General features: G+C 46.0%; 23 protein-coding genes and 1 pseudogene. 19 read left to right on the top strand and 5 right to left on the bottom strand.

What is annotated here, in order from left to right:
• Positions 1-62 precede the first annotated feature (62 nt).
• The 8 genes from der (at position 63) to QT996_RS05480 (ending at position 6,854) form a co-directional block, all read left to right on the top strand.
• The gene (gene der / locus QT996_RS05515) at positions 63-1,424 is read left to right on the top strand and encodes a ribosome biogenesis GTPase Der (RefSeq protein ID WP_333045113.1); all 1,362 of its coding nucleotides are present in this window, start codon (positions 63-65) and stop codon (positions 1,422-1,424) included.
• A gap of 288 nt (positions 1,425-1,712) precedes the next feature.
• Positions 1,713-2,708 carry an energy-coupling factor transporter transmembrane protein EcfT gene (locus tag QT996_RS05510; protein WP_333045112.1) on the top strand — a complete coding sequence of 332 codons (996 nt, stop codon included), beginning with the start codon at positions 1,713-1,715 and terminating at the stop codon, positions 2,706-2,708.
• Positions 2,709-2,873: 165 nt separating this feature from the next.
• Positions 2,874-3,332: a holo-ACP synthase gene (gene acpS / locus QT996_RS05505; protein WP_333045111.1), complete on the top strand. Its 459-nt coding sequence runs from the start codon at positions 2,874-2,876 to the stop codon at positions 3,330-3,332.
• A gap of 42 nt (positions 3,333-3,374) precedes the next feature.
• On the top strand, positions 3,375-3,644 hold the full coding sequence (gene pipX / locus QT996_RS05500; RefSeq protein WP_006634205.1) for a transcriptional coactivator PipX: 270 nt from the start codon (positions 3,375-3,377) through the stop codon (positions 3,642-3,644).
• Between the two features lie 72 nt (positions 3,645-3,716).
• Positions 3,717-4,382: a YggS family pyridoxal phosphate-dependent enzyme gene (locus QT996_RS05495; RefSeq protein WP_333045110.1), complete on the top strand. Its 666-nt coding sequence runs from the start codon at positions 3,717-3,719 to the stop codon at positions 4,380-4,382.
• Positions 4,383-4,499: 117 nt separating this feature from the next.
• Entirely contained in the window at positions 4,500-5,117 is a 618-nt protein-coding gene (locus QT996_RS05490) for a cell division protein SepF (protein ID WP_333045108.1), read from the top strand.
• A gap of 245 nt (positions 5,118-5,362) precedes the next feature.
• The gene (gene proC / locus QT996_RS05485; protein WP_333045106.1) at positions 5,363-6,208 is read left to right on the top strand and encodes a pyrroline-5-carboxylate reductase; all 846 of its coding nucleotides are present in this window, start codon (positions 5,363-5,365) and stop codon (positions 6,206-6,208) included.
• 16 nt (positions 6,209-6,224) lie between these two features.
• A complete protein-coding gene (locus tag QT996_RS05480) occupies positions 6,225-6,854 on the top strand; it encodes a hypothetical protein (RefSeq protein WP_333045105.1) in 630 nt (209 codons plus the stop codon).
• 374 nt (positions 6,855-7,228) lie between these two features.
• On the opposite strand, the gene plsY is transcribed toward QT996_RS05480, so the two are convergent.
• The 4 genes from plsY to QT996_RS05460 form a co-directional block, all read right to left on the bottom strand.
• A complete protein-coding gene (gene plsY, locus QT996_RS05475) occupies positions 7,229-7,909 on the bottom strand; it encodes a glycerol-3-phosphate 1-O-acyltransferase PlsY (protein ID WP_333045103.1) in 681 nt (226 codons plus the stop codon).
• A gap of 113 nt (positions 7,910-8,022) precedes the next feature.
• Entirely contained in the window at positions 8,023-9,354 is a 1,332-nt protein-coding gene (locus tag QT996_RS05470) for a DUF3086 domain-containing protein (RefSeq protein WP_333045100.1), read from the bottom strand.
• Between the two features lie 59 nt (positions 9,355-9,413).
• Positions 9,414-9,806: a DUF3119 family protein gene (locus tag QT996_RS05465; protein WP_333045098.1), complete on the bottom strand. Its 393-nt coding sequence runs from the start codon at positions 9,804-9,806 to the stop codon at positions 9,414-9,416.
• 63 nt (positions 9,807-9,869) lie between these two features.
• Complete coding sequence (locus QT996_RS05460) at positions 9,870-10,664, bottom strand: MlaE family lipid ABC transporter permease subunit (protein WP_333045097.1); 795 nt, start codon at positions 10,662-10,664, stop codon at positions 9,870-9,872.
• Between the two features lie 185 nt (positions 10,665-10,849).
• On the opposite strand from QT996_RS05460, the gene QT996_RS05455 reads away from it, so the two are divergent.
• Together QT996_RS05455 and QT996_RS05450 are read left to right on the top strand one after the other, a co-directional pair.
• Complete coding sequence (locus QT996_RS05455) at positions 10,850-11,137, top strand: hypothetical protein (RefSeq protein WP_333045095.1); 288 nt, start codon at positions 10,850-10,852, stop codon at positions 11,135-11,137.
• A 266-nt stretch (positions 11,138-11,403) separates the two neighbouring features.
• Positions 11,404-11,850 carry an Hsp20/alpha crystallin family protein gene (locus QT996_RS05450; RefSeq protein WP_333045094.1) on the top strand — a complete coding sequence of 149 codons (447 nt, stop codon included), beginning with the start codon at positions 11,404-11,406 and terminating at the stop codon, positions 11,848-11,850.
• A 48-nt stretch (positions 11,851-11,898) separates the two neighbouring features.
• Here the strand turns inward: QT996_RS05450 and QT996_RS05445 are convergent, their stop codons facing one another.
• The gene (locus tag QT996_RS05445) at positions 11,899-12,096 is read right to left on the bottom strand and encodes a hypothetical protein (protein ID WP_333045093.1); all 198 of its coding nucleotides are present in this window, start codon (positions 12,094-12,096) and stop codon (positions 11,899-11,901) included.
• Positions 12,097-12,102: 6 nt separating this feature from the next.
• On the opposite strand from QT996_RS05445, the gene QT996_RS05440 reads away from it, so the two are divergent.
• The 9 genes and pseudogenes from QT996_RS05440 (at position 12,103) to QT996_RS05400 (ending at position 24,442) form a co-directional block, all read left to right on the top strand.
• Complete coding sequence (locus QT996_RS05440; protein ID WP_333045091.1) at positions 12,103-12,465, top strand: hypothetical protein; 363 nt, start codon at positions 12,103-12,105, stop codon at positions 12,463-12,465.
• Complete coding sequence (locus QT996_RS05435) at positions 12,458-12,898, top strand: hypothetical protein (RefSeq protein WP_333045090.1); 441 nt, start codon at positions 12,458-12,460, stop codon at positions 12,896-12,898. The genes QT996_RS05440 and QT996_RS05435 overlap by 8 nt, the downstream gene beginning before the upstream one ends.
• A gap of 307 nt (positions 12,899-13,205) precedes the next feature.
• Positions 13,206-13,607, top strand: a complete 402-nt coding sequence (locus QT996_RS05430; RefSeq protein WP_006634220.1) for a fasciclin domain-containing protein — start codon at positions 13,206-13,208, stop codon at positions 13,605-13,607.
• A gap of 203 nt (positions 13,608-13,810) precedes the next feature.
• Positions 13,811-18,916, top strand: a complete 5,106-nt coding sequence (locus tag QT996_RS05425; protein WP_333045088.1) for a PAS domain S-box protein — start codon at positions 13,811-13,813, stop codon at positions 18,914-18,916.
• A gap of 137 nt (positions 18,917-19,053) precedes the next feature.
• On the top strand, positions 19,054-19,833 hold the full coding sequence (locus QT996_RS05420) for a hypothetical protein (RefSeq protein ID WP_333045087.1): 780 nt from the start codon (positions 19,054-19,056) through the stop codon (positions 19,831-19,833).
• 98 nt (positions 19,834-19,931) lie between these two features.
• Positions 19,932-21,060, top strand: a pseudogene (locus tag QT996_RS05415) (IS701 family transposase).
• Positions 21,061-21,417: 357 nt separating this feature from the next.
• Positions 21,418-21,645, top strand: coding sequence for a hypothetical protein (locus tag QT996_RS05410; protein WP_015178453.1), 228 nt, complete (start codon positions 21,418-21,420; stop codon positions 21,643-21,645).
• 320 nt (positions 21,646-21,965) lie between these two features.
• Complete coding sequence (locus QT996_RS05405; protein ID WP_333045086.1) at positions 21,966-23,051, top strand: amino acid ABC transporter substrate-binding protein; 1,086 nt, start codon at positions 21,966-21,968, stop codon at positions 23,049-23,051.
• A 173-nt stretch (positions 23,052-23,224) separates the two neighbouring features.
• On the top strand, positions 23,225-24,442 hold the full coding sequence (locus QT996_RS05400; protein ID WP_333045085.1) for an ABC transporter permease subunit: 1,218 nt from the start codon (positions 23,225-23,227) through the stop codon (positions 24,440-24,442).
• Positions 24,443-24,481: the final 39 nt, after the last annotated feature.

The raw sequence follows: 24,481 nt of genomic DNA, 5'->3' as shown, positions 1-24,481 counted from the left end.
ATTAGCTTACAATACAAGACTAAACCTCAAAATTACGGCGCAGCCTAATTGCTGCTACTTTTATGTCTCTACCTATAGTTGCTATTATTGGACGCCCCAATGTAGGCAAATCGACGATCGTCAACCGTTTAGCCAACACCCAAGACGCGATCGTCCACGACGAACCCGGAATCACGCGCGATCGCACTTACAGACCAGCATACTGGGGCGATCGGGAATATCAAGTCGTAGACACCGGCGGGCTAGTATTCGACGACGAGACAGAATTTTTGCCTTTAATTCGCGAACAAGCAATGGCAGCCCTCGCAGAAGCCAGCGCAGCCATTTTCGTAGTAGATGGAAAAACCGGCCTCACCGGCGGCGACGAATCGATCGCATCTTGGCTGAGACTGCAAAAAGTCCCAGTCATTCTCGCCGTCAACAAGTGCGAATCCGAAAATACAGGACTCACCCAAGCAGCAGACTTTTGGCAATTGGGACTCGGAGAACCTTACCCAATTTCCGGCATTCACGGCAACGGCACCGGCGAATTGCTTGACAAATTAATTACTTACCTTCCCACCGAAGTATTACCAGAAGTTGAGGAAATTAAAGTAGCAATTATCGGTCGCCCCAACGTCGGCAAATCGAGTTTGTTAAACGCATTTCTCGGAGAAAACCGCGCCATAGTCAGCCCGATTTCCGGCACAACCCGCGACGCGATCGACACCTTAGTAGAACGCAACGGTCAAACGTACCGCCTGATTGACACAGCCGGAATCCGCAAAAAGAAAAACGTTGAATACGGTGCAGAATTTTTCGGCATCAACCGCGCTTTCAAAGCCATCCGCCGCGCCAACGTCATACTGTTAGTAATTGACGCAATTGACGGCGTTACCGACCAAGACCAAAAATTAGCCGATCGCATCAGCCAAGAAGGTCGCGCCTGCATCATAGTCGTCAACAAATGGGACGCAGTAGAAAAAGACTCCGATACCATCTACGAGTACGAAAGAGAAGTAAGAACCCGACTTTATTTCCTCGACTGGGCAGAAATGATTTTTGTTAGCGCCATGAGTGGACAGCGAGTTGAAAAAATCATTGAATTAGTAGACAAAGCCTCCGACGAACACAAGCGCCGCGTCACTACCGCCGTGATTAACGAAGTCATAGAAGAAGCCACAAGCTGGCACTCAGCCCCAGTTACCCGCCAAGGAAAACAAGGCAAAATCTATTACGGTACTCAAGTGCGATCGCAGCCACCGACAATCGCCCTATTTGTCAACGATCCCAAACGCTTCACCGAAAATTACCGCCGCTACATGGAAAGCCAATTCCGAAAACACCTAGGCTTTACCGGTACACCAATGCGGCTACTTTGGAGAGGCAAAAAAGTTCGTGCTACCGAAATGAGCACAACCAACAGAGCACTGCGCGTGAAGTAATTCTCGACTCTAGATTAAAGAAAAAACGCAGTTTAATGATATAAGCAAATTGCGTTTTTTTCTTTTCTCTTCCTTCTTTGTCTTCCTACCCTTCGGGAACGGCTTCGCCGAACGCGTCCTTAGCGTCTTCGCGGTTCAATAAATTAGAACTATTGTAGAAGTCCTTTTTTGCTACAGAAACCGCAGATGTAAGGCAGATAAACACAGACAAACGCAGATAATTTCCAGATGATTTTGGAATGAATGCAAGAGGTCTATTAATTTTATTAAAAATCTCAAATTGACCACATGGATTTACTTCGCTCGCTTCCCATAGGACTCTACCTAGAACAACCTGTAACCTGGCTTCACCGGCTAGACTCCCGCGTAAAACTCGCCTGGTTGATGACATTTCTGATTGCGCCAATACTCGCCAATCCCATTTGGCGGTTGATGCTAGTAGGAATGTTAATCGTACTGACACTAATTGCAGCAATTCCCTGGCGCGTGTGGAAACAGCAAATGGGACTGCTGCTGCTATTCTGCCTATTAGTATTTGGCCTCAGCGCGATCGCCCCCGACGGACTCTCCTCAGAACACCAGCCCCGCATCCCCGCCGACGAATTAACCTTTTCCCAACAGCCCGCAACTCTTCCACCCCCTCAAAAGCCCAAATCCTGGTACCAATCTTTTAACTTAGGCTCAAACTCCCTAATCCCCAATCCCAAAGCCCAAAGCCCAAATCAACTCCCCCAACCCACAAACTACCGTTACGTTGTATTCAAACAAGGCCCGATTAAAATCACCCGCAAATCCCTAGATTTAGCTATCAACGTCAGCACCCTATTTTTCACAGTAATTTACAGCACCAACCTCTACCTTCTCACCACAGCCAGCGAAGAAATCACCGCCGCGATTGAAAACTTAATGCAGCCCCTGCGCCGCTTGAATTGGCCTGTTACCGAAATAGCATTAACATTAACTCTATCTTTGCGATTCATTCCCCTAGTATTAGAAGAAATACAAAATTTAGTGCGATCGGTGAGTACCCGAGCGATAAACTGGAAAAAACTAGGATTTCGTCGCGCCGCTCAAGTTTGGTTGATGATAGCCGAGCGGCTGTTAGAAAACTTGCTCCTGCGAGCTGAACAAATTGCCAGCGCCATGAAAGTTCGCGGCTTCACCAGTCCCGATCGACACCGTGTAGAATGGCACCAGTTGCAATTGAAAATCCGAGACTGGATCGCCCTCGGCTGCTTGCTTGTCCTCTGGAGCGCCCGCTTGGTTTGGGGTTGGGACAGTTAAGATTTTAGATTTTAGATTTTAGATTTTAGATTGAATAATATTGAAGAATTGGGAATGACTGATTCTAGCTGGGTTTCAAGCACTGGTCTACATTTGAGTCAGTTTGGTCTGGTGGGCCACAGTCCTGCTAAAGTAATGGAGACAAATATTTAGAGAACCAAGACCTTGAACATCTATCTTGGGACAGATATCGTATACGTTCCGCGCATACAAGCGGCATTAGATCGATTTGGCGATCGCTTCCTCGAAAAAGTTTACACGCCCGCCGAACAAAGGGATTGCGGGCAACTAAATTCTCAACAGAGCAGCATTAAAGGTAAAATGAATCGAGTTTCCTGCAACCAACTAGCGGGGCGCTGGGCAGCAAAAGAAGCCGTTGTCAAAGCTTTAGGCACGGGATGGCGGGGAATACGGTATGCAGATGTGGAGATTCGGCGCTCCGCAAACGGTGCTCCCAATGTGCAACTGCACGGAACCGCAGCAGCGCACGCCTCTGTTTGGGGAAATTGCCAGTGGCAATTGAGCCTCAGCCACGACGGAGACTATTGCACGGCTACGGCGATCGCCCTTTGTAGCCCGCTGTCAAACAACGCCGTCGGGCGATCGAGCGAAACTAAAATCTAAAATCTAAATCTTTAATCTAAAATTGATCGATTGTGAGCGTGAATGACTACCGAAACTTACCTGAATCATCCAAACTTTGGCCTCCTCTTCAGGGTATCCCAGGTTGAAGACAGCCAAGAATTATTTACCACCCTATACGCCCAGCGCCTGTTTTTTTTGGTGACAAACGGCCCTGGCGGGCTGAGATTTGAACCAATCAGCCGCTCCGACGCTCGCCTCATGGTCGAAATTCGCCTGCGAACCCTGCGTCGCAGCGGTCAATATCAGGAGTACGACCAATTGCAGACCATTCACCAGCGCACATTTCAATAAGGAAAATCAGTAATTTGGTAATTGGTAACTGTCTTAATTTTCCTTCCCTCCAGTCAAGAGCGTTGAGTAACCATGACCATTGCCTCTCGAATTCACAGCATTCGCCAACACTTGCCGGAATCAGTGCGGTTAATTGCCGTTACCAAACAGGTACAGACTGATGCTATCCGCGAAGCATACGACGCCGGTATCCGGGATTTTGGCGAGAGTAAGGTTCAAGAGACAGCCGAAAAACAAAGCCAACTGCAAGATTTACCGGATATCAACTGGCACTTGATCGGGCACTTGCAAGCCAACAAAGCCGCCAAGGCCTTAGAGCATTTCCAGTGGATTCACTCTCTCGACAATTTAAAACTCGCTCAGCGACTTTCGCGCTTGGCGGGCGAAATGTCCTGCTCTCCCCAAGTCTGCCTGCAAGTCAAAATGTTGCCCGACCCGGACAAATACGGCTGGAGCGTTCCAGAACTGCTTGCCGACCTTTCAGAACTCAACAAATGTCAGCATATCAAAATTCAAGGTTTGATGACAATACCCCCACTGGGGTTAAATGACTCGCAAATCCTAGAATTATTTAACAGCACCCGCGAACTTGCTGACAAAATCCAGCAGCAAAATTTGCCCTGCATTCAAATGCAGCAGCTCTCGATGGGGATGTCGGGGGATTATCATTTGGCAATTCAAGCAGGTGCTACTATGGTACGGCTAGGACAAACCTTATTTGGCTCTAGGAGGGGATAAATAATTGAAATCTTCTAATAAAGACAATTTAGGTTAAATATAGAGTAGTCAGCCACCCGCGACTAACGCGCAACGCGAGTATAGTCGGGGCAGCCAAGTCGTGAAGGAGCGTGAATCATGAATATTTTTTCTAAACTGCGAGATTTTGTAGGCATCAACAATGAGCCTGAGTACGATGACGTGTACGACGAAACGGAAGGGGAGCGCTATCAGAACTTCTACCAAGCGCCTGAACCCAACGCCGCTGCCGTCGCAGCAGCAGAAGAAGAACGTCGTCAAAATCGTAGAATGCGGGAGCGGTCAGTAGTAGGATCGACAGGTATGGATGTCGTTGCACCAACTGCGGGAGTAGGGTCAGTAATGAATAACGTGATAGGAATGCCTGGAGCTATGAACGGGATTTCGGAAGTAGTAGTAATGGAGCCGCGCACTTTTGAAGAGATGCCGGCAGCAATTCGAGCGCTTAAGGAACGGAAGTCTGTGGTTTTGAACCTGACGGTGATGGACCCAGACCAAGCGCAAAGAGCTGTGGACTTTGTGGCGGGCGGTACTTATGCCCTGGACGGTCATCAAGAGCGAATTGGCGAAAGTATTTTCTTGTTTACGCCTAGCTGCGTGCAGGTGAGAACTCAGTCTGGTGTGGTTCACGAAGTGCCTCCTGCTCAAGGACGCCCTCGTCCTGCTGCTCCTGCACCGACAGTGTGGCCGGCAGAACAAGCTCCAATCGCTCAGTAGTCTGTTGACTGTTGACTGTTGACTGTTGACTGTTGACGGTTGGCAGTTGACGGTTGGCAGTTGGCAGTTGGCTATTGAAAAATAACTAATAACAAATAACTAATAACAAATAACTAAGCTGTCGCCCATTTAAATTGTAGGTTCAGGGCGGGCGAGACGCCCACCCCACAAGAGTTTGATGATTTTTTGACATACAATTTAAATGCAGAAGAGCTTAATAACAACTAACTAATAACAACTAACAAATGACTAATATAAAATTTGGTAGTATCGGCGGCGGGGTAATGGGAGAGGCTCTCTTATCCCGCTTAATTGCACAAAAAGTTTATTTGCCTTCAGAAATATTGGTGAGCGACCCACAACTTCAACGCCGCCAATTTTTGACGGAAACCTACGGGATTGGAACAACAGCCAGCAATCTAGAAGTTGCTGCGGCTACAGAAGTGCTGTTTTTGGCTATTAAACCGCAAGTTTTTGATACGGTAGCTTTGGAGTTGGCCGTGGCGGCCGATCGCAAACAGGGAAATAATGGAGAAACGGCTAATTCCCAGCCAGAAGCGCTGGTAGTGTCGATTTTGGCTGGAGTGCCACTGAGCAAGCTTGAACCAGCCTTCCCGGGGCGGGGAGTGCTGCGTGTGATGCCGAATACTCCAGCAACGGTAGGAGCAGGAATGAGCGCGATCGCCCCTGGAAAACTCGTGCAACCAGCTCATTTAGAATTGGTAAAGCGCATCTTTCAGGCCGTGGGAGAAGTGGTAGAAGTGCCTGAGAGTATGCTGGATGCGGTGACCGGGCTTTCGGGTTCCGGGCCTGGTTATGTAGCAATTTTGATTGAAGCCTTGACAGATGGCGGAGTTTGTGCTGGACTGCCACGGGCGATCGCCTCTCAATTAGCTTTGCAAACTGTATTCGGTACGGCGAAGCTAATGCAAGAAACGGGAATGCACCCAGCAGAATTGAAAGATCAAGTTACAAGTCCCGGCGGCACGACTATTGCGGGAATTGCTAAATTAGAGAGTAACGGCTTTCGTTCTGCGCTGATCGAAGCAGTGAAAGCAGCTTGTTTGCGTTCTCAAGAATTGGGCAAATAAAAAGAGAGAATTTAAGATGGCTTATAGCGACTTCAAGCTGAAGGAACTTGTCAAGCAATTTGACTTAACTCTTAACGAAAATCAAGATTTATTTGCCGATATATCAGAAGTAGAATCTAGCGAAATCCTGAAAGTAGCTTTGAAAGAAAACGCAGCATTAGCAGTAGATATAAATACGGAAAAAGCTCGCTCTGAACTGATTATCGCACCCATTTTACTTGAAGTTAGGCGACAATTAAATTATCAGATTGGTCTATTTTCCGGTTCCGAGTTTAATGTAGCTCCTGAAAAAGGATTAAATGGAACCTGTGATTTTTTAATGAGTTTGTCAGCGGAACGGCTGTTTATCAGCGCTCCTGTTATTACCCTTGTTGAAGCTAAAAAAGAAGATATTAAGGCTGGTTTCGGGCAATGTGCAGCGGAGATGTTAGCGACTCAGTTATTTAATCAGGAAGAAGGAAATCACATTCCAATCATTTATGGAGCCGTGACCTCGGGTACTGTGTGGAGATTTTTGAAGTTAGAGGGCAATATTCTTTCTATTGATGCGAGCGAGTATTATCTGAGCGCTGTCGGAAAAATTTTAGGGATTTTATTAAGCGCTATACCCAAATCCCCGACTTCGCCGAAGTTGTCTGGATTCTAAAAAGGCGATCGCATTTTACATTCACAGGAGTTACGCATCAATACCAAAAACATCGGGTTTTTCATCAGTGTTAAAGGCTAAAATGCACTATTTCCGTAAAAAACTCGGTTTCTGCATCTAGAACTAATTTAGCAACGGAGGAAACGGCATTGCCGTTTCCCTACCGCAAAATAATCAATCTTCCTGGCTTGGATGTAACTGACATCTTGCACCATTCTCAAGAACGGGCTCTCCGGCCCGTTCCACAAAAGATAAATTTTCTTGTGGAACAGGCATCTTGCCTGTTCCTAAACAAGTAATTGAGAATGGTGCAAGATATAAGATGTAACCATCACCCGATTAATTGTAGTGCCGTGTCCTGACTGTGGGTAATATCAATCGCTAGCTGCTGTTTCCAATTTCTCTCCAATCCTCGGTTCAGTACCCTTCAACAGACGCTGAATATTGCTCCGGTGCCGCACAATTACAAATACGCCGCCCGCAATGCCAAACAATACATAAGCTAGCGGCTGATGTAAAGCAAACATCAATCCAGCAACGCTAATTGCTCCGATAATCGAGCTTAAAGAAACAATTCGCGACACCGCAAACACGATTCCAAAAATTCCGAAAGTTCCCAAACCAACTGGCCAGTACAAACCCAGCAAAACTCCCAAACTCGTAGCCACAGATTTACCGCCGGTAAACCCCAGCCAAATAGATTTGCTGTGACCCAAAACAGCCGAGAAACCTGCCAAAGTTGCCATCCAAGGGAGGACTGTTTCAGTATTTTCTAAACCTGCGGCGGTTGCTAGCTGGCTGGTAAAAGTGAGAGAGTAAATGTAGCGGATTAGGACGATCGCACTTACCCCCTTCAACACGTCAACCAGCAACACCCCCAACCCCGGCCACTTCCCCAAAGTCCTCAGTACGTTAGTCGCACCAGTCGAACCAGAACCAACCTCTCGAATATCAATTCCCAGCATCCATTTCCCCAAGGCGTACCCAGTAGGAATCGAACCCAGCAGATAAGCTGCTATTAGCAATACGCCATTTAAAATTATCCAGCTAGCCATTTTTTAATTTGAGATTTCGTGTACTTTTAAAATTTGCAACCTTTTCCATAGCATAATTAGCAATTAGCAATTACTAATTAGCAATTACCAATTACCAATTACCAATTACTCAATCAAAAATCCTTAGCAGTCGTCAAAGTTTGCGGATCAGCAGCAAATGCCAGCCATAGCGGAAATTGCAGGATTGACAAACTAATTAAATCCTCAGTTTCATCAATGACAATTAGCGGCAATTTGCCATCTTTCACCAGTCGATCGGCTTTTTGAGCTAAAGCTTCGGCAGACTCAAACATAATAATCCCCCGTTCCGGGCCAAAATCGCTGCGAGTAATCCCCAAACAGTCCTGCAAACCCCGGCGCCACTCTCCCAAACGTTCGGGACTGTTGGCGAGCACCAAAGTCCGCACCCGTCCGCCGTAGACGCTTCTGAGTACAGAAATAATAGTCGAAGTAATCAAGATATTTTGCAAGCGCGAACCCATAGTCCGCAAAGCACCCCTTCCTCCTTGGGTGAAAAACCAGTTAGAAACTCGTTCCGCGTGGATGGGTTCAAAAGTGCGGCGGAGTTGCCAAGGCGGCCCGTAGTAGTCGGGAAGAGTGCGATATTGATCGAGGGTGCGGCGAATTTGTTTGGCTTGTTCTTGAAATCCCTGTTCGGCAAATTTGGGATTTACTGGTGCTGAGGATTGAGACTCCTCAGCAGGAATTTGCTTGGGCGTCTCTTGCATCGGTGGCGTCAAATCTAAGAGTTCGGCGGTGGCGGCCAAATCCTGCAAACTGCCTACTAGATAGTCTTTGAAACCCTGGACTCGAATTGCTAAATCTTGGGAAACGCCGGCAAAAGTGGTTCGCATTTCCTTTTGAATTCGATCGCGCCGGCGTTCGAGTTTTTCTACTTCGATTTGCAGCGCTTGTTTGCGCTGATCTAGTTGAATCAAGCCGTCTTGTACCAAACGCCCGATCGATGCTTGAGCGGAACCCAACGCTTCTATAGCATTGGCTTTGTCGGCTTCCAAGGCGGCAATTTTTTCTGTCAAAGCTTGTTCTTGCTGCTGCAATTCTTTCACTCTCTCTGCCAACTGTTCGGTAACATTTTCTGGGATGTGCGTTACCATTTCTGCGGTTGCTGTTGGCTGGGAGTCTGTTGGAAGCTCAATTTGAGCGATCGGACTTTCTGATTCGGCATCGTCGGTGTTGGGCGGAATTTGGGCGATTGCGCCTGCTTCGTCCACGAATTGGGCGATTTCGGCATCTTCCTCGCCCAGGGGCGGGTCGGTTTCGGCCGGGATTTGGGCTTGAAGTTCATTTTGGTCGAGCCACAAATCCTCTGTTTGAGATGGAAGTTGGTACTCCGTCTCTTTCACAGGTAAATCGACTTCGCCGGCACGGCTTGGGGCGGCTGGTTGTGGTTGCGGTTCTTGGGTTGGAGATTCGTCTGAATTCATGGGAAATTTGGTTCGGCGTAGGGCACGGAAAAGTTAAAAATTAAAAATTAACAACTTTTTTAGTCTTGACGGGGACAGCGCTGTTCTAAGCAGGTCTGTAGCATTTTACGATCGAACAGAACCGGCAGAAAGTGAATGCTGTTAATTTCTTTGAAATAGAACAAAATCGGCACAGCGGGCCAAAATATCCGCCAATTTTGCCATTCTCGGTAAGGAAAGCGACGGATTAAGTTGGACGATCGATAAATGTCCAAATCTGTTGGGGTAAATTGTAGCCGGATGGTGGCGGCTTGGTACATCAGAAACAAACCGAACACAGAAAGTGGCAAACTTACCCACTTCTGCACGAAAAGCAGTGGTACGGCCGCCAGTACCAGGACTAGGGGAATCGCATAACTCGGAGCGAGTTCGATTGTACTTGTCGGCGCAGTAGCAGAGGCAGTTGTATTCACGAGTTTAAATCAAGGGTAGTAAACGAATGTTGCCAATTATTCATATTTTATCTGTTTCCTAGCTTACAAGCCTTTGAGTACGCTAGAACCCGTCCCCTGAAACATCAGCCATGTCATGAAAAAGTTCACAATAAAAATAGCCAGTAAAGCCGTCACCACCGCCGTAGTAGTCGATTGACCGACGCCTTTTGCGCCGCCGGTGGTGGTCAAACCCCAGCTAGTGCCGATTACAGCAATCAAGCCACCGAATACAAAAGCCTTAATTGCCGCGCTGCAAATATCCCACAGACTCAGGAAATTGCGGACTGATTCTAAAAACACGCTTTCAGAGATGCCGTACATCGTCGTAGCAATCAGCAGTCCGCCGAGGATGCCGGTGACGAGACACATGATGGTTAAAATTGGCAGCATCAAGCAGCAAGCAATGACTCGGGGAATGACTAAATAGTCTATCGGGTCTGTTCTGAGCATCAGCAGGGCATCTATCTGTTCTGTTACCTGCATCGTACCGATTTCCGCTGCAAAAGCCGAACCTACTCGTCCCGTCACGATGACGGCTGTTAAGACGGGGCCGAGTTCGCGAGTCAAAGACAAAGCCAAAACGCCACCGACGACATTGCCGGCCCCGAGGTTAATAAACTCCCTCGCTACCTGAATAGTAAATACCATGCCGACAAAACCCGCAGTCAGCAAAGCAATCAGCAGGGATTCCGGGCCGACTGCTGCCATTTGGTCGAGGGTGTTGCGGCGGTGAATTTTGCCCTTCAGCAAGTGCAGCATGACTTGGCCGCCCAATAAAATTGCTGCCAGCAACCGCTGACTCCACAAACTGAGGCTCGATGGTGTAGTTGTGCTCAAAGGATTTCGACTCTAGAACAACTGCCAAAAATGAAATCTCTCTACAAATCTTAAACAAGTTTTTTCTATAACATTTAAGATTTCTGACAGAACCGCCCACTGAGGGCGATCGCTGCCTATCGTAGAAAAGGACAAGTTTTGTTTGCTTGTACCTTTCGGCAGTTTAGCTGAATTTACCGACCCTTATGAGCATTTTTCCCAATTTTCTTCGCTCTGTACTGCTGACCAGCCTGTTGAGCTTTGTCGCCCCCATATTGTTAATCGGCGCGGGATTGACTAGCTTTTCGCTGATCGGCTTCGTCCCTGCTCTCCAAGGAGTTGGTCGTTCTGGAGAAGACCTGATTTTGCAGTTCTTAGCTACTTTCGGCAGCGGCTGTCCCCTCCAGGGTTTTTTCGTGATCGGTCTAACTTTTGGTTTGGTGGGTGCTTTGTTTGATACCTACGCTTCTTATCAGCATTCGCGGTGGAGTTAACCGATCTGAAATTGGAGATCTTAAATTTTAGATTTTAGGTTGGAACTTCTAGATGCAATCTAAAATCTAAAAGTGTTTGGCTGCAGTGCGATCGGATACCCGCACCTGCAATGATTTAGAAGTATCGATCGCGAATGTTCGGAAATGCGATCGGTCTTTTTGCGGAAAACCGAATCCCCCTGTTTCTGGAGCTGGAATATATTAAATACAGGTTGAGTCAAGTGTTTCTCAACCCCTAAAAACTTCAGATAGTCGAGGTATTAGTTATGGCACTTATTCGTTGGGAACCTTTGCGGGAAATGGACTCCTTGCAGCGAGAAATGAATCGGTTGTTTGATAGCTTGACTCCGGCAACCGATCGCGCATCTAACGGTGTTGCTTTTGTACCCGCCGCCGAACTCGATGAAACTCCCGAAGCCATCCACCTTAAATTAGAAGTTCCAGGCATGGAAGCTAAGGATTTGGATGTACAAGTAACCGCAGAAGCTGTTGCTATCAGCGGCGAACGCCATCAGGAAACTAAGACTGAAGATAAAGGCATGACTCGCTCTGAGTTCCGCTACGGTTCGTTCCGCCGGGTGATTCCCCTACCCGCACGGGTTCAAAATGACAGCGTACAAGCTGAGTACAAAAATGGAGTTTTGCACCTGAATTTACCCAAAGCAGAAGCGGAAAAGAACCGCGTGGTGAAAGTGCAAATCGGCGGTCAATAAGTGTTGGCTAATTGCTGATAGATAGGGATAGGGCGTGCGGTGCGCGCCCTATTTGTTTTGGGAATTGGGAATTGGTAATTGGGCAAAAAAGCATTGGGCATTGGTAATTGGCCATTGCGAGTTTGAGGAATGATTCTTCCTTTCTCCTTCTTCCTTCTTCTTCCTTCTTCCTTCCATTACATTCTCAGAAAGCGAATCCGTTGCCGAACTTCCTTGTTGCGATTCTTCAACCGTGCTAAACTCCAATAAGCAATGGTTGGTGAGGAGACTTGCGTGCCGAGTCAGGGAGTTGGAGGAAATGGAATTGCATCTGAGTTTGGAGACTTAACCGGGATGACTCGCCAAGAAATCGATGATTTTTTGCGCGGCTTGGGTGCAGAAATCAGAACTACTAGAGATGGTTATGTTGAATATAAATTTTTTGATAAGTCAACAGTAATGATCCGTCCTAACGGTGAAGTGATTAGAACGCCTGCACCGAAATATGGATCAGATGGAAAAAATCTCAACAAAGGTTTGCGTCTCGATAAAGATGGTAAATTATTGCGAACGAGAGACGAATTTGGTAATTTACTTCTAGGTACTCACAATACGGGAGAAAAATTAAATGAGTGATTGGAAGGATGACTATAACTTGCTTGGATTGGGTGGTCTTACATCTTTAATCACAAAAGTCAACGTATCTTCATGGGGAAACGAAGTATTAATTGAATGCGTCTACAATCCAGAAGAAAGATTGCCTTATATCCTGGCATTCAAAGACTGTCGCGATATCAGTTGGACTGTACACGATGAAGAGGCAGTTGCCGAACTGGAAGCTGAATTCTTCGGAATTTCTTTGGGCGATGCCGAACACCGCAAGCCTGCGGTGATTACTACAGACATTTTTGAAATTTCAATTTTGTACGGCAGTTTTAGCATTCAAAAGGGAGAAAACCTAAATGCTGAAGTAGCAGATTCAGAAACCGAGAATTGGGGTATCACAATCGCCCGCAGCAGTATTGTAGAAATTGTAAACCCCCGCGCGGTTAAAATGCCAAGCGGTTAGTAATATTATGTCTGGTAAAATAACTATTACAGTCCTGGACGCACTCCGACTCCTCGAAACTGGGTTTTTCACCTAATCTGCGGGTTTTAACAAAGTATTTTCGTAAAAAACCAGGTTTCAGGGCCCCCATGCGTAAGTCCTATATTATTAGGTTTGTAGTGAGGACTTCAGTCCTCATCAAAAATCTGAGGATTGAAGTCCTCACTACAAAATAATTACCAATTTTTCAAAAAAGACAGTAGGTATTGTTGCCCGCCTCAGTTTACGATACTTAATAGAACTTTTTTCCCAGATGAGGTAAAACACAATGCCTGATATTGTTGATATTGCCGTAGGTGCGGGTTCGTTCCAAACCCTCGTAACAGCCGTGCAAGTAGCTAATTTAGTAGACGCGCTCAAAAGTCCGGGCCCTTTTACTGTCTTTGCACCCACTGACGATGCTTTTGCGAAATTGCCGCCGGGAACTATCACCACCCTAGTACAGAACGTTCCCCAACTGACTAGGATTTTGATGTTTCATGTCGTATCGGGCAAGTTTATGAAAGCTGATTTGGCCAAACTCGGTTTTGTTACTTCCTTGGAAGGTTCGCCGATTAAAATTGATTGTTCTGACGGTTTTGAGGTGAAAAATGCTACAGTTGTCGCTGCGGATATCGAAGCTGATAACGGCGTGATCCATGTGATCGATAACGTGATTTTAATGGGATAACTTCGCTGCCCAATCTCGCTGCGGGAGCAAATGAGGTGCCTTGCTGTGCCGCTTTGCTCCCGATCGCACGCTTTTTTTTAATCGGTTGAAGGTAATTTAAATATAAAAAAGTTGTCTTTTCGGCGGATGTATTTTAAGATCATTATTTGAAAAAGTTTAAAAATCAATAATTATAATATAAGCAAACCAGTTTGGTGAGCACTATGCAAATCCTAGCCGCCAGCCTCAAAGCACAAGTCCGCCAGCGTACCTTGGAACTGCAAGTTCTCAACGAACTTACGGCAAAAGTTCAAGCCGCTCTCAGTGCTGATGAAATTTGGTCGGCGTGTCTGGCACATCTCGATCGCCTGATTCCTGGCGCGGCGATCGCCATTTTGACGTTACCGGACGATCGACTATATCTGCAACACCTACAGCCGTTAAGTGCTAGCACCAGAGCCGAAATTGAAGGGCGCTTGCAAGCTGCTCGCGCTCAATGGCTTGCTGGCAATCGGGACTGGGCGCACAATATCGCTCCTCCACCAATTGCTGAGTTTCAGTCGGTCTTGATGGCACCAGCAAACCCGGATGAAAGTGAAGAATTGTTGGGAGTATTTTTCATTGGTGCACAGCAGGCTACTGCTTTTAATTGGGAGCACCTTGGTTTGCTTCACACTGTAGCTCAAATTTGTGCAAAACAGTTAATAGCTTTAGCGCGTCCAACGACCAGTGTCAAGGATAAATTTCAAAATTATTTTGCTCTGGATTCGGAAAGTCAAGAACTATTGTTGCGGGCTGTAATTGACGAGGCGCCGGATAGAGTTTTTGCGAAAGATAGAAACTTTAGATACATTTTTGTCAATCAAAGTTTTGCTGAATATGTGGGAAAAAATGTTGAGGAAATTATCGGCAAAGATGATATTGAATTAGGGTTTTCAGCCGAATTAGTATTTGGCGAGCGCAACAACTCAATTAGGGGCATCCGTGAGGAAGATCGAGCTGTGCTGGCTGGGGAGAGGGTTCGCAATCCCTACCAGGCGATCGTCTTTGAAGGTGGCAAACAGCACATCTTTGATACGCAAAAAGTGCCGCTATGCGATGCAGAGGGTAATATATTTGGGGTTTTGGGTTTTTCTAGAGAGATTGGTCAATTGCAGGCCACAGATGAAGCCAGGAATCAAAGCCAAGCCAAACTGCAAAAAATTACTGCTAGCGTACCGGGTACGGTATATCAAATTGACTTGCATCCAGACGGCTCGATGGCTTTCTCGTTTGTGAGCGCGGGCTGCCGAGAATTGTATGAAATAGAACCAGAGGCTGCTCAGCAGGATTTTAATGTAATTGTTGAGATGATTCATCCCGAAGATCGAGATGATTTTCTCAACTCTGTCACGCTTTCTGCTGAAAATTTGCAGCCTTGGCGGTGGGAAGGAAGAATTGTCACTCCGTCGGGAAAACTTAAATGGGTGCAAGGAGCTTCCCAGCCAGAATTCCAAGCATCGGGAGAGATAGTTTACTACGGCTTGTTCACGGATATTAGCGCCCGGAAACAAGCTGAACGCAAGCTGCAACTTTATCAACAAATCTTTTTGAAATCCAACGATGCGATCGCGATCTTAGACCCCCAAGGCTATTACTTAGAAACAAATCAAGCTCACACGGCTTTGCTGGGTCACAGCGCGTCAAAATTGTGGGGAAAAACGCCTGCCACTAACATGGGAGAACAGACATTTGCGTCGGTGCTGCAAAGCTTGGCCTCTTCCGGGAGTTACCGAGGCGAAATGACTTGTATTAAGGCTGGGCAAATGGGAACAGTTGAGGTCGAGCTTTCGGCTTTTGCGGTTCTCAATGATGCTGGGGATGTAGTGTGTTACGTAACTGTCAAAAGAGACATCACCGAACGCAAGCGAGCTGAGGAAAAACTAAAGCTTTACCGAGAAATATTTTTAAACTCCAATGATGCGATCGTCATTATCGATGCAGACGGGTTTTTCCTCGAACAAAATCTTGCTCACCAAACGCTTCTAGAATACACAGACGCGGAGTTAGAAGCAGAAGCTTCGCCGCTGGTTGCCGGGGAGCGTTTTTCGGCAATTGCCCAAAGTTTAGCGAAAACAGGAAGTTTTCGGGGCGAAATTACTAACTCCACTAAAAAAGGCCAGACGCTGGCGATCGACGTTGCGGCATACTCTGTGATTAACAACGCCGACGATGTAATTTGTCATGTCTGCGTCAAGCGCGACATTACCGAACGCAAAAAAGGAGAAGAAGAACGGCAAAAATTTGTGTCGCTGATTGAAAACAGCAGCGATTTTATCGGTATGGCTACTCTGAAAGGCAAAACACTGTTTGTCAACGAAGCCGGACGAAAACTGGTGGGTGTAGAGAATCTTTCGGCAGTGCTTTATACGGAGATATGGGATTATATTGGACCCTATTTTCAACAGAAATTCAGTCAAGAGATTTTACCAACAATTATCAGTCAGGGCCAGTGGCAAGGCGAAGGTCAAATGCAGCACTTGGGCAACGGACACCCCATTGATGTTGTGATGAATGCTTTTCTGGTCAAGCACCCTCAAACCACCGAACCGCTGTGCTTTGCTGCGGTAATTCGCGATGTCACCGAACGCAAGCAAGCTGAGAGAATGCTGCGAGAACAAGCAGAACAAGAACGGCTGGTTTCGGCGATCGCCCAGCGAGTCCGGCAATCTCTCAACCTGACTCAAACTCTGAGCACTGCTGTACAAGAAGTGCGACAGTTGCTGGCAACTGACCGCACAGTAATTTATCGTTTTGAGTCCGAGGAAACAGCGCTTGTTGTTGTGGAATCTGTAGGGGATGATTGGATGCCACTGCTGGGAAGAGAAGTTCCAATGACATCCTTTGGGGAAAATTATGTATCCCTGTACAGCACCGGGAAAATTCAAGCAATGGCAGATATTTATACGGCCAGTTTGAGTGAAACACACCGAGATTTACTGGCGAGTTTGCAGGTAAGGGCTAATTTAGTGGTACCAATTTTCATAGGTGATGAAAGTCAGGATTTGGCAGCCGAATATTCGCCGGCAACGGGAATGGGGTCGGCAGGAAATAGTTTGGAAACGAGTCAAAATCGGTTGTGGGGATTGCTGATTGCCCATCAGTGCAGATCTCCGCGCGTTTGGACTGATTCTGAGGTGGATTTGCTGGGAAGGTTGAGCGTGCAATTGGCGATCGCCATTCAGCAATCTACTCTTTTTGAACAAGCGCAGCAGGCCCGAGAAGCAGCCCTAGAAGCGTCTCGAATGAAGTCGTTATTTTTAGCAAATATGAGTCACGAAATCCGTACTCCGATGAATGGAGTGATGGGGATGACTGATTTGCTGCTGAAAACGAATCTTACTCCAGAACAGGTTGACTTTGTACAGACGCTGAAACTCAGCGGTCAAAATTTACTCTCCATCATTAACGATATTCTGGATCTCTCCAAACTGGAAGCCGGAGAAATGCGCTTAGAAATACTAGAATTTAACCTCAGTATCTGTGTGAATGAAGTGCTGGATTTGTTGGCAACTCCCGCACAAGAAAAAGGTATAGAAGTGGTGGCACTGATTGACAGCGACGTGCCGCTGCAAATTAAAGGTGATGCAGCGCGGTTGCGGCAAATACTCACTAATTTGATTAACAATGCTATTAAGTTTACAGAAGCAGGAGAAGTGGTAATTGAGGTGGCTAATGCTAGTAATCCTGGGTTATTGGCAGCCAGCGATAATCAGAAAATTTTCGAGAATATCGAACCCTTAAAAATAGAAAACAAGGACTCCATACTCCTGCTGTTTAAAGTCACAGATACAGGAATTGGGATTGCTCCCGAAGACAAAAAAAAGCTGTTTCAATCTTTTACTCAAGTTGATGCCTCTACGACAAGAAAATATGGTGGTACAGGTTTGGGGCTGGCTATTTCTAAGGAGTTGGTGGAGTTAATGGGTGGCCAAATCGGTGTGGAAAGTACCCCTGGCCAAGGCTCGACTTTTTGGTTTACTGTGCCGACAGTGAAGGAAAATTTAACTGCTGTCGGGACAGCGTGCGAAGTGAATTTAGAAACGGTGCTGGCGGGGCGAAAAATGTTAATTGCTAGCGACAAGCCGACAGTGCGAAAAGTGCTAGTGAGAATGGCTGTTTTGTGGGGAATGGAGGTGGAGGAGGTTGAGAACGGTTGGATGACGATCGCATCTCTGTACAAAGCTGTCAGCGTTAATTCCCCTTACGATATCGTTTTGGTTGATATTCAGTTGCCGGAAATGGTGGCGGGAAGTCTCGAACGCTTGAGGATTTCTGACCCGTCAATGCAGCAGACAAAGTGGGTGGTGCTGACTTCAATGAATCAGCTTGCAGAGGCGAAACGCTTGGTAGATAGCGGTTTTAGCGGGTATTTAACTAAACCTGTGAAAGCTCACCGACTATTTGATTGCTTGGCGAATGCGATCGCCCCGATGACGCTGATTGATGAGCCGCGGGCAAATTCAACGTCCAATCGAGCCTCAGCTATTGACAACCGGAACTTAGCAAGTTTAAAGATTTTGTTAGCTGAAGATACTCCAATCAATCAAAAAGTTGGTCTCAATCAACTCAGAGTTTTGGGATGCACTGCGGATGTCGCCAATAACGGCGCAGAGGCGCTATCTATGGTTGCTCTGAAAAAGTATGACATTGTGTTGATGGACTGTCAGATGCCGGTTTTGGACGGTTACGAAGCGACGCAGCAATTGCGCCACCTGGAAGCGGCAAATGCTGCGGCTGGCAAGATTCAGCCGCATCAAAAGACGGTGGTGATTGCGATGACGGCGAATGCTTTGAAGGGCGATCGCGAAAAGTGTCTGGCGGCGGGCATGGACGATTATATTAGCAAACCTATTTCCATTGAAAAGTTAAAATCGGTACTAGAAAATTGGTCCGCCAAACTAAAAATTGAAACTCCCAAGTTTAATGGCGAGGAACTTCCACACTCTGAGCCAGATCTCGAATCGGTAGTCGATATGGCACGTTTGCACGAAATTTCGGGCGCTGATTTAGAGTTTGAGCGGGAAATACTGCAAACTTTTGTGGTGGATACTGCTAGTTATTTAGAAGCTGCTAAGGAGGCGATCGCCTCGGGAGATATGGAGACACTGGCCCGCCAGGCTCATCAAATTAAAGGTGTCAGCGCTACGGCGGCGGTGCGGTTAATGCCCGAGATGGCAGATCAGGTTCAAAGTCGAGCCGAATCAAATGATTTCGAGGGGGCTACAAAAATCATCGCTGAATTAGAAATAATTCTGGCGCGGGTTCAAAAGGGGCTAGCCCCTGAGTAAGCTGCTGCTATGTTCGAGAGGGAGAAGGGGAGAGGGGGAGAGGATTTGACGAGTGGCGAATACGCCATTGAAATATACAATTTAAATTCGCTAACTGCTGTATATTCAGTAAAGCCGCAACTAAAATCCACCCAGATATGAAGCCAAAACCAAACAGTACAGAACAATCTGCACAGCATCGCACGATCAAAAAGCTGCCAGAAGTTACCATCTTTTTCTGGATTATCAAGTTGCTGACTACGGGAATGGGCGAAACAACTTCAGATTACCTAGCCCATCAGATGAACCCAATTTTTGCGGTCGCTCTGGGGGGAAGTGGATTAGTGATTGCTTTACTAATACAGTTTTTAGTACGGAAATATATTCCCTGGGTCTATTGGTTAGCTATTATTATGGTCGCTATATTCGGAACAATGGCTGCTGATGCTATCCATGTTGTATTAGGTGTTTCGTATCTCCTATCGACTGTAGGATTTTCCGTCGTACTTAGTATTATTTTTGCAGTTTGGTATATGAGCGAGAAGACTTTATCGATTAATCATATTTACACACTTCGGCGCGAGTTATTTTACTGGGCAACCGTTATGGCTACATTTGCGCTTGGCACAGCCGCAGGTGATATGACAGCATCAACTTGGGGTTTGGGGAACTTCACATCAGGTGTACTGTTTGCCTTGTTATTTGCTTTACCAGCGTTCGCATACTGGCGCTCAGGACTTAATGAGGTCGGGGCTTTTTGGCTCGCATATATCCTGACTAGACCATTGGGCGCTTCCTTCGCAGATTGGATCGGTAAATCTCAGGATAGTGGTGGAGTAGGCTTTGGTACAGGGCGGATCAGCATTGTCTTAGCTATTCTGATTTTTGGTTTTGTTGCTTATGAGACATACTCGATCAAAGACAGTTATAGCAATTAATAAATAACTAGATTATTAAGCCATAGGACTTACGCATTGACAAAATAACCAAAGAGTGAATTGATAAAGAGGGAACATCTACTAACGGGTATCGGACAATCAGAAAAATAAGTAAAACCTCGACAGCGCAATGCAATAAGGAGCTATACACCTTATTTTTACTCTCAGAACCCAAGGAGAGGGGGGTGCAGTAGGTTAGCAGAGATATTGGGAGACGTTTCCCATGATATAGCAAAACCATTTGATTTGTAAACAATCGATTCAATCATCACAAGCGTTTCAGGTTGTTCTACATTCATGACTCAAATAGACTTGCTATAGTATTAATCGCTTTTTGCTTAGAGAGAGATATGAACCGAAAGATGTATTCTCGATGATAGAAAAAGTTATTAACTTAGAAGGAGGTATATTAAGTGTTGACGATACAGTTATATAAAAGCTGTATAGTGAACCTCAACATACGGAATAAATTAGCTATTTTTGGTCAGGTTACCATAAGCCGATCATTGGATTGAAGTTAATCACGCTATATTATAGTGATGTTTATGGTAATTCATTGCCAATCAATTACAGAATTCACGATAAAAGAGAGGGTCAAACCAAAAACGATTATTTTAGAGAAATGGTGAGGGAAATCAGAGAATGGGGAGTAAAACCAAGAATAGTAACGGGAGATAGTTGGTATTCAGGAGTAGAAAACTTAAAATTTCTAATCAACCATAAACTGGGTTTTATCTTCGGAATTGAAAAAAACAGAATTGTCTCACTCAAATGAGCCGCAAAAGTATTATCAAGTAAGCACTTTAGAAATGGTCGATGAAGGATTAGTGACTCATATAAAATAATTGGGGGTTTATAAAGTTGTTGAGTAAAGACTTTAAAAAACAAGACTCTAGACATTATATTTTATATCTGCCAGAGCCGTCCAAGCTTAAAGAGAAAAGTCGAAGTGAATTTATCACAATTAACGATGTTCATTGGGGCATTGAAACCTTTCATAGAGCGTTCAAACAAGTATGTGGAATTTGTCGATTCATGGTGATAGACATCTTCGCGATCGAGACTCACATATTTTGCTCACTTCACGCATTTATCAAATTGGAGTTGATGCGCTCGAAAAAGATAATTAGCAATTGGTATGAAGTGCAAAGGAATCTGTTCACTTTAGTTGTCCGCGAGCATATTTTGGCGCACATTAGCAGTGATGGCAGGAGCGAGAATACATAGATAATGTTTTTTGTCAATGCGTAAGTCCTATACGCCACAGCTTAATTAATTTTCTCGCGAACCGGGCAGGAGTGCCCGATCGCGGACAGCTCTTGGCAGCCCCCACGAACGATCGCGTGTAAAGATTTTTAATCTTTTATCAAGATGTTTATCTCAATGTGAAGGAATTGGGAACTCTTATAACATCTTGTGTGTTGTAACTTGTGACACTACTGTATTAAGTTATTGTGGTCAAATATAAAATAATCATTAAGCCGATCGACATGAGGGTGCTTTTCGTCTATCGGCTTGAGACACCAAGACCAGCTTTTCGCTATGCCCGCCCATTAAGTGCGTATTTACGCTCAACGAGGTTTTATGACTCCAGTCATGTTACGCCAACTCTGGTCATTAATTGAGACCACCCAAGCTACTCTGTTAGTCAATTTGGACGATGCGACCTTGGTACAGTGGCTGCTAAAGCAGTTAAAGACGAACTCTGCGCTTAATGGCAAAGAAGCAGATTTGTTGGACGAATACATCCAGTCTCGGCTTTCCCTAATCCGCGATTTAGCTGAGCAGCGGCTAGCACCAGAGCTACTGTGAGCGGATTCAATCAAAATCGGATAAATATTCCAGGGAAGGGCGATGCTTCCTCGCGCTGGGCAGAAATACCAGAAAAGAAACCCGGTTTCAAGGATAAATCTTGGGTTTGACGACGAGACCTCCAGCCAGAAACCGGGTTTCTAACTCTGGGCTCCCAGCTTGCTCAAAAAAAAACAGGCGGGTAGTCGGTGCAGTGGCCAGAGTGCAGCACCGGATGCAGAATGGCTAATTTGAAGCCGGAGGCTGTTGTATATCGCAGATCGCCACAGTTCTCGACAGCTACAAGGTAGGATTGTCAGGAAAGCGTTCTATTAAAATCTATGCGTAAATGGGGATTTCTGCTGCTAGCAAGCGTGTTATTTGTGACACCGTTGGCGTCTTGTAGGGATCGATCGGCAAAAATCGGACAAACACCAGCAACAACAACTGCCGAAGGCAAATCGCAACAAGGTTCGAGCCGGATAGATACAATTGTCAGTCGCGGTAAACTGATTTGTGGCGTCAGCGGCGAACTGCCGGGTTTTAGCTTTGTAGACGAAAAGGGCAAATATTCGGGACTAGATGTGGATGTGTGCAGGGCGGTAGCGGCGGCAATATTTGACGATCCCGAAAAAGTCGAGTACCGAAAGCTCAACGCCAAAGATAGATTTACAGTTTTGCAGGCCGGAGAAATCGACATTCTCAGCCGAAATACCACCTACACGGCGAGTCGCGACAGCACTACCGGAATGGAATTTGCCCCGGTGATCTTTTATGACTCTCAAAGCATCATGGTCAAAAAAGACAGCGGCATCAAAAGTTTAAAAGATTTTGCGGGCAAATCTATCTGCGTGCAGACAGGTACGAGCACCGAACAAAATTTGTCCGACCAAATGCGAAGATTAGGAGTTAAATACACTCCTGTGGTGTTTGAAGATGTGAATGCTGTCTTTGCTACCTATCAAGAAGGTCGCTGTCAAGGTGTTACTGCCGATCGATCGCAACTCGTCTCGAAGCGGACAACTCTGCCGAATTCCGAGAATAATGTTGTTTTGCCGATCGTGATGTCAAAAGAACCATTAGCCCCAGCGGTGAAAAGCGGCGATCCTAAATGGTCGGACGCGGTGAGATGGATTATTTTCGCGGCGATTGAAGCTGAAGATTTGGGAATTAATTCAGGAAATGTAGACAAAATAGTGGCAAGCACTACTGACCCCAGCGTCAAACGTTTGCTAGGAACAGAAGGAGATTTAGGTAAAGGTTTGGGACTCCCCAACGACTACGCCGTCCGCGTTGTTAAGAAAGTGGGGAATTACGGGGAAATGTACGATCGCAACCTCGGCCCCAAAAGTACACTCAAGTTAGAACGGGGTCAAAACAGACTCTGGAAAGATGGCGGTTTGCTTTACTCGCCGCCGTTCCGTTAATTTTAGTTAACTGTTGACTGTTGACCGTTGACTGTTAACAGTTAACCAACCAGATATTTTAGAGAGGAAGGTACTCCGCGCTTACCCGACTTTTAAGGTGCTTGCTAGGTGTACCCTACAAGATATTTTAGGCAGGCTAAAGTTAGGTATAGTGTGCTCTACATTAAACAGTTATGAACCCAGAACCTCAACCGGGCAAATCGCAGAAATTTCCCACTTTTTTTAAAGATATATCAAAACTGCTGCGGGACGATCGCTTCTGGAAAATAGCCGGACAGGCGATCGCCCTAATTTTAGTCATAGTTGTGATCGCCATTCTCTGGGACAATCTGAGCGCCAATTACTCGCAACTGGGGATTGCGTTTGGATTTGATTTTCTCAATTCCCAAGCATCTTTTGACATCGGCGAAAGCGTGATTCCCTACAGTCCCGAAAACAGTTACAGACAAGCTTATTTTGTCGGTTTACTCAACTCTGTGCGGGTGATGGGTCTCGGCATTATTTTCGCAACAGTTGCGGGTTTGACGGTAGGAATTGCGCGCCTTTCCGACAATTGGCTGCTGCGGAGTTTGGCTGGTTTGTATGTGGAAATTTTGCGAAATACGCCGTTATTGCTGCAATTATTTTTCTGGTATTTTGCAGTTTTCATTTCCCTGCCAAAACTCGAAGACCATCAGCAGATGAGGGGGCCGATTTACTTGACAAATCGCGGCATTGCTGTACCTTGGCCTCTGGCTTTGCCGGGTTTTGAGATTTGGTTGATTTTGCTAACTGTCGGAGTTTTGGCGGCGGCGGCGCTGTGGATGTGGCGGGCGCGGGTGATGTTGGAAGAAGCTAAGCCGGGAAGACAGTTGTTTTGGGCTCTAGGTGCGATCGGGCTGAGTGTAATCTTAGCTTTTATTATCACCAAAAACCTGCCTTTTCGTCTAGATTTCCCCCGGCTGACACCAGCCTTGCAACTCGAAGGAGGATTAAAATTAACTCCTGAATTTGCAGCCCTGGTGACAGGACTCAGCTTGTATACTGGCAGTTACATTGCAGAAATTGTCCGGGCCGGAATTCAGTCAGTATCGAGAGGCCAGTGGGAAGCGGGAAAGTCTTTGGGGCTGAAGTCTGGAACAATGATGCGGATGGTAATTTTGCCGCAAGCTTTGCGGGTGATTGTGCCGCCTTTAACGAGTCAGTATTTGAATTTAGCTAAGAATTCGAGTTTAGCGGTTGCGGTTGCTTATCCCGACGTTTATTTTGTGGTGGGCTCTCCAACGTTGAATCAGACCGGTCGCGCGATCGAAGCAATGTTAATTATCATGGTAACATACCTAACAATTAGTTTGATAGTTTCTCTGTTTATGAATTGGTACAATAAAACTGTACAAATCAAGGAAAGATAAATAGGGGAAATTTAATCCATTTTAATTGCAATAAAAGGA

The sequence above is a fragment of the Microcoleus sp. S13C4 genome (assembly GCF_036700865.1).
GTDB lineage: Bacteria > Cyanobacteriota > Cyanobacteriia > Cyanobacteriales > Microcoleaceae > Microcoleus.
This window is presented reverse-complemented; position numbering and strand designations above follow the sequence as displayed.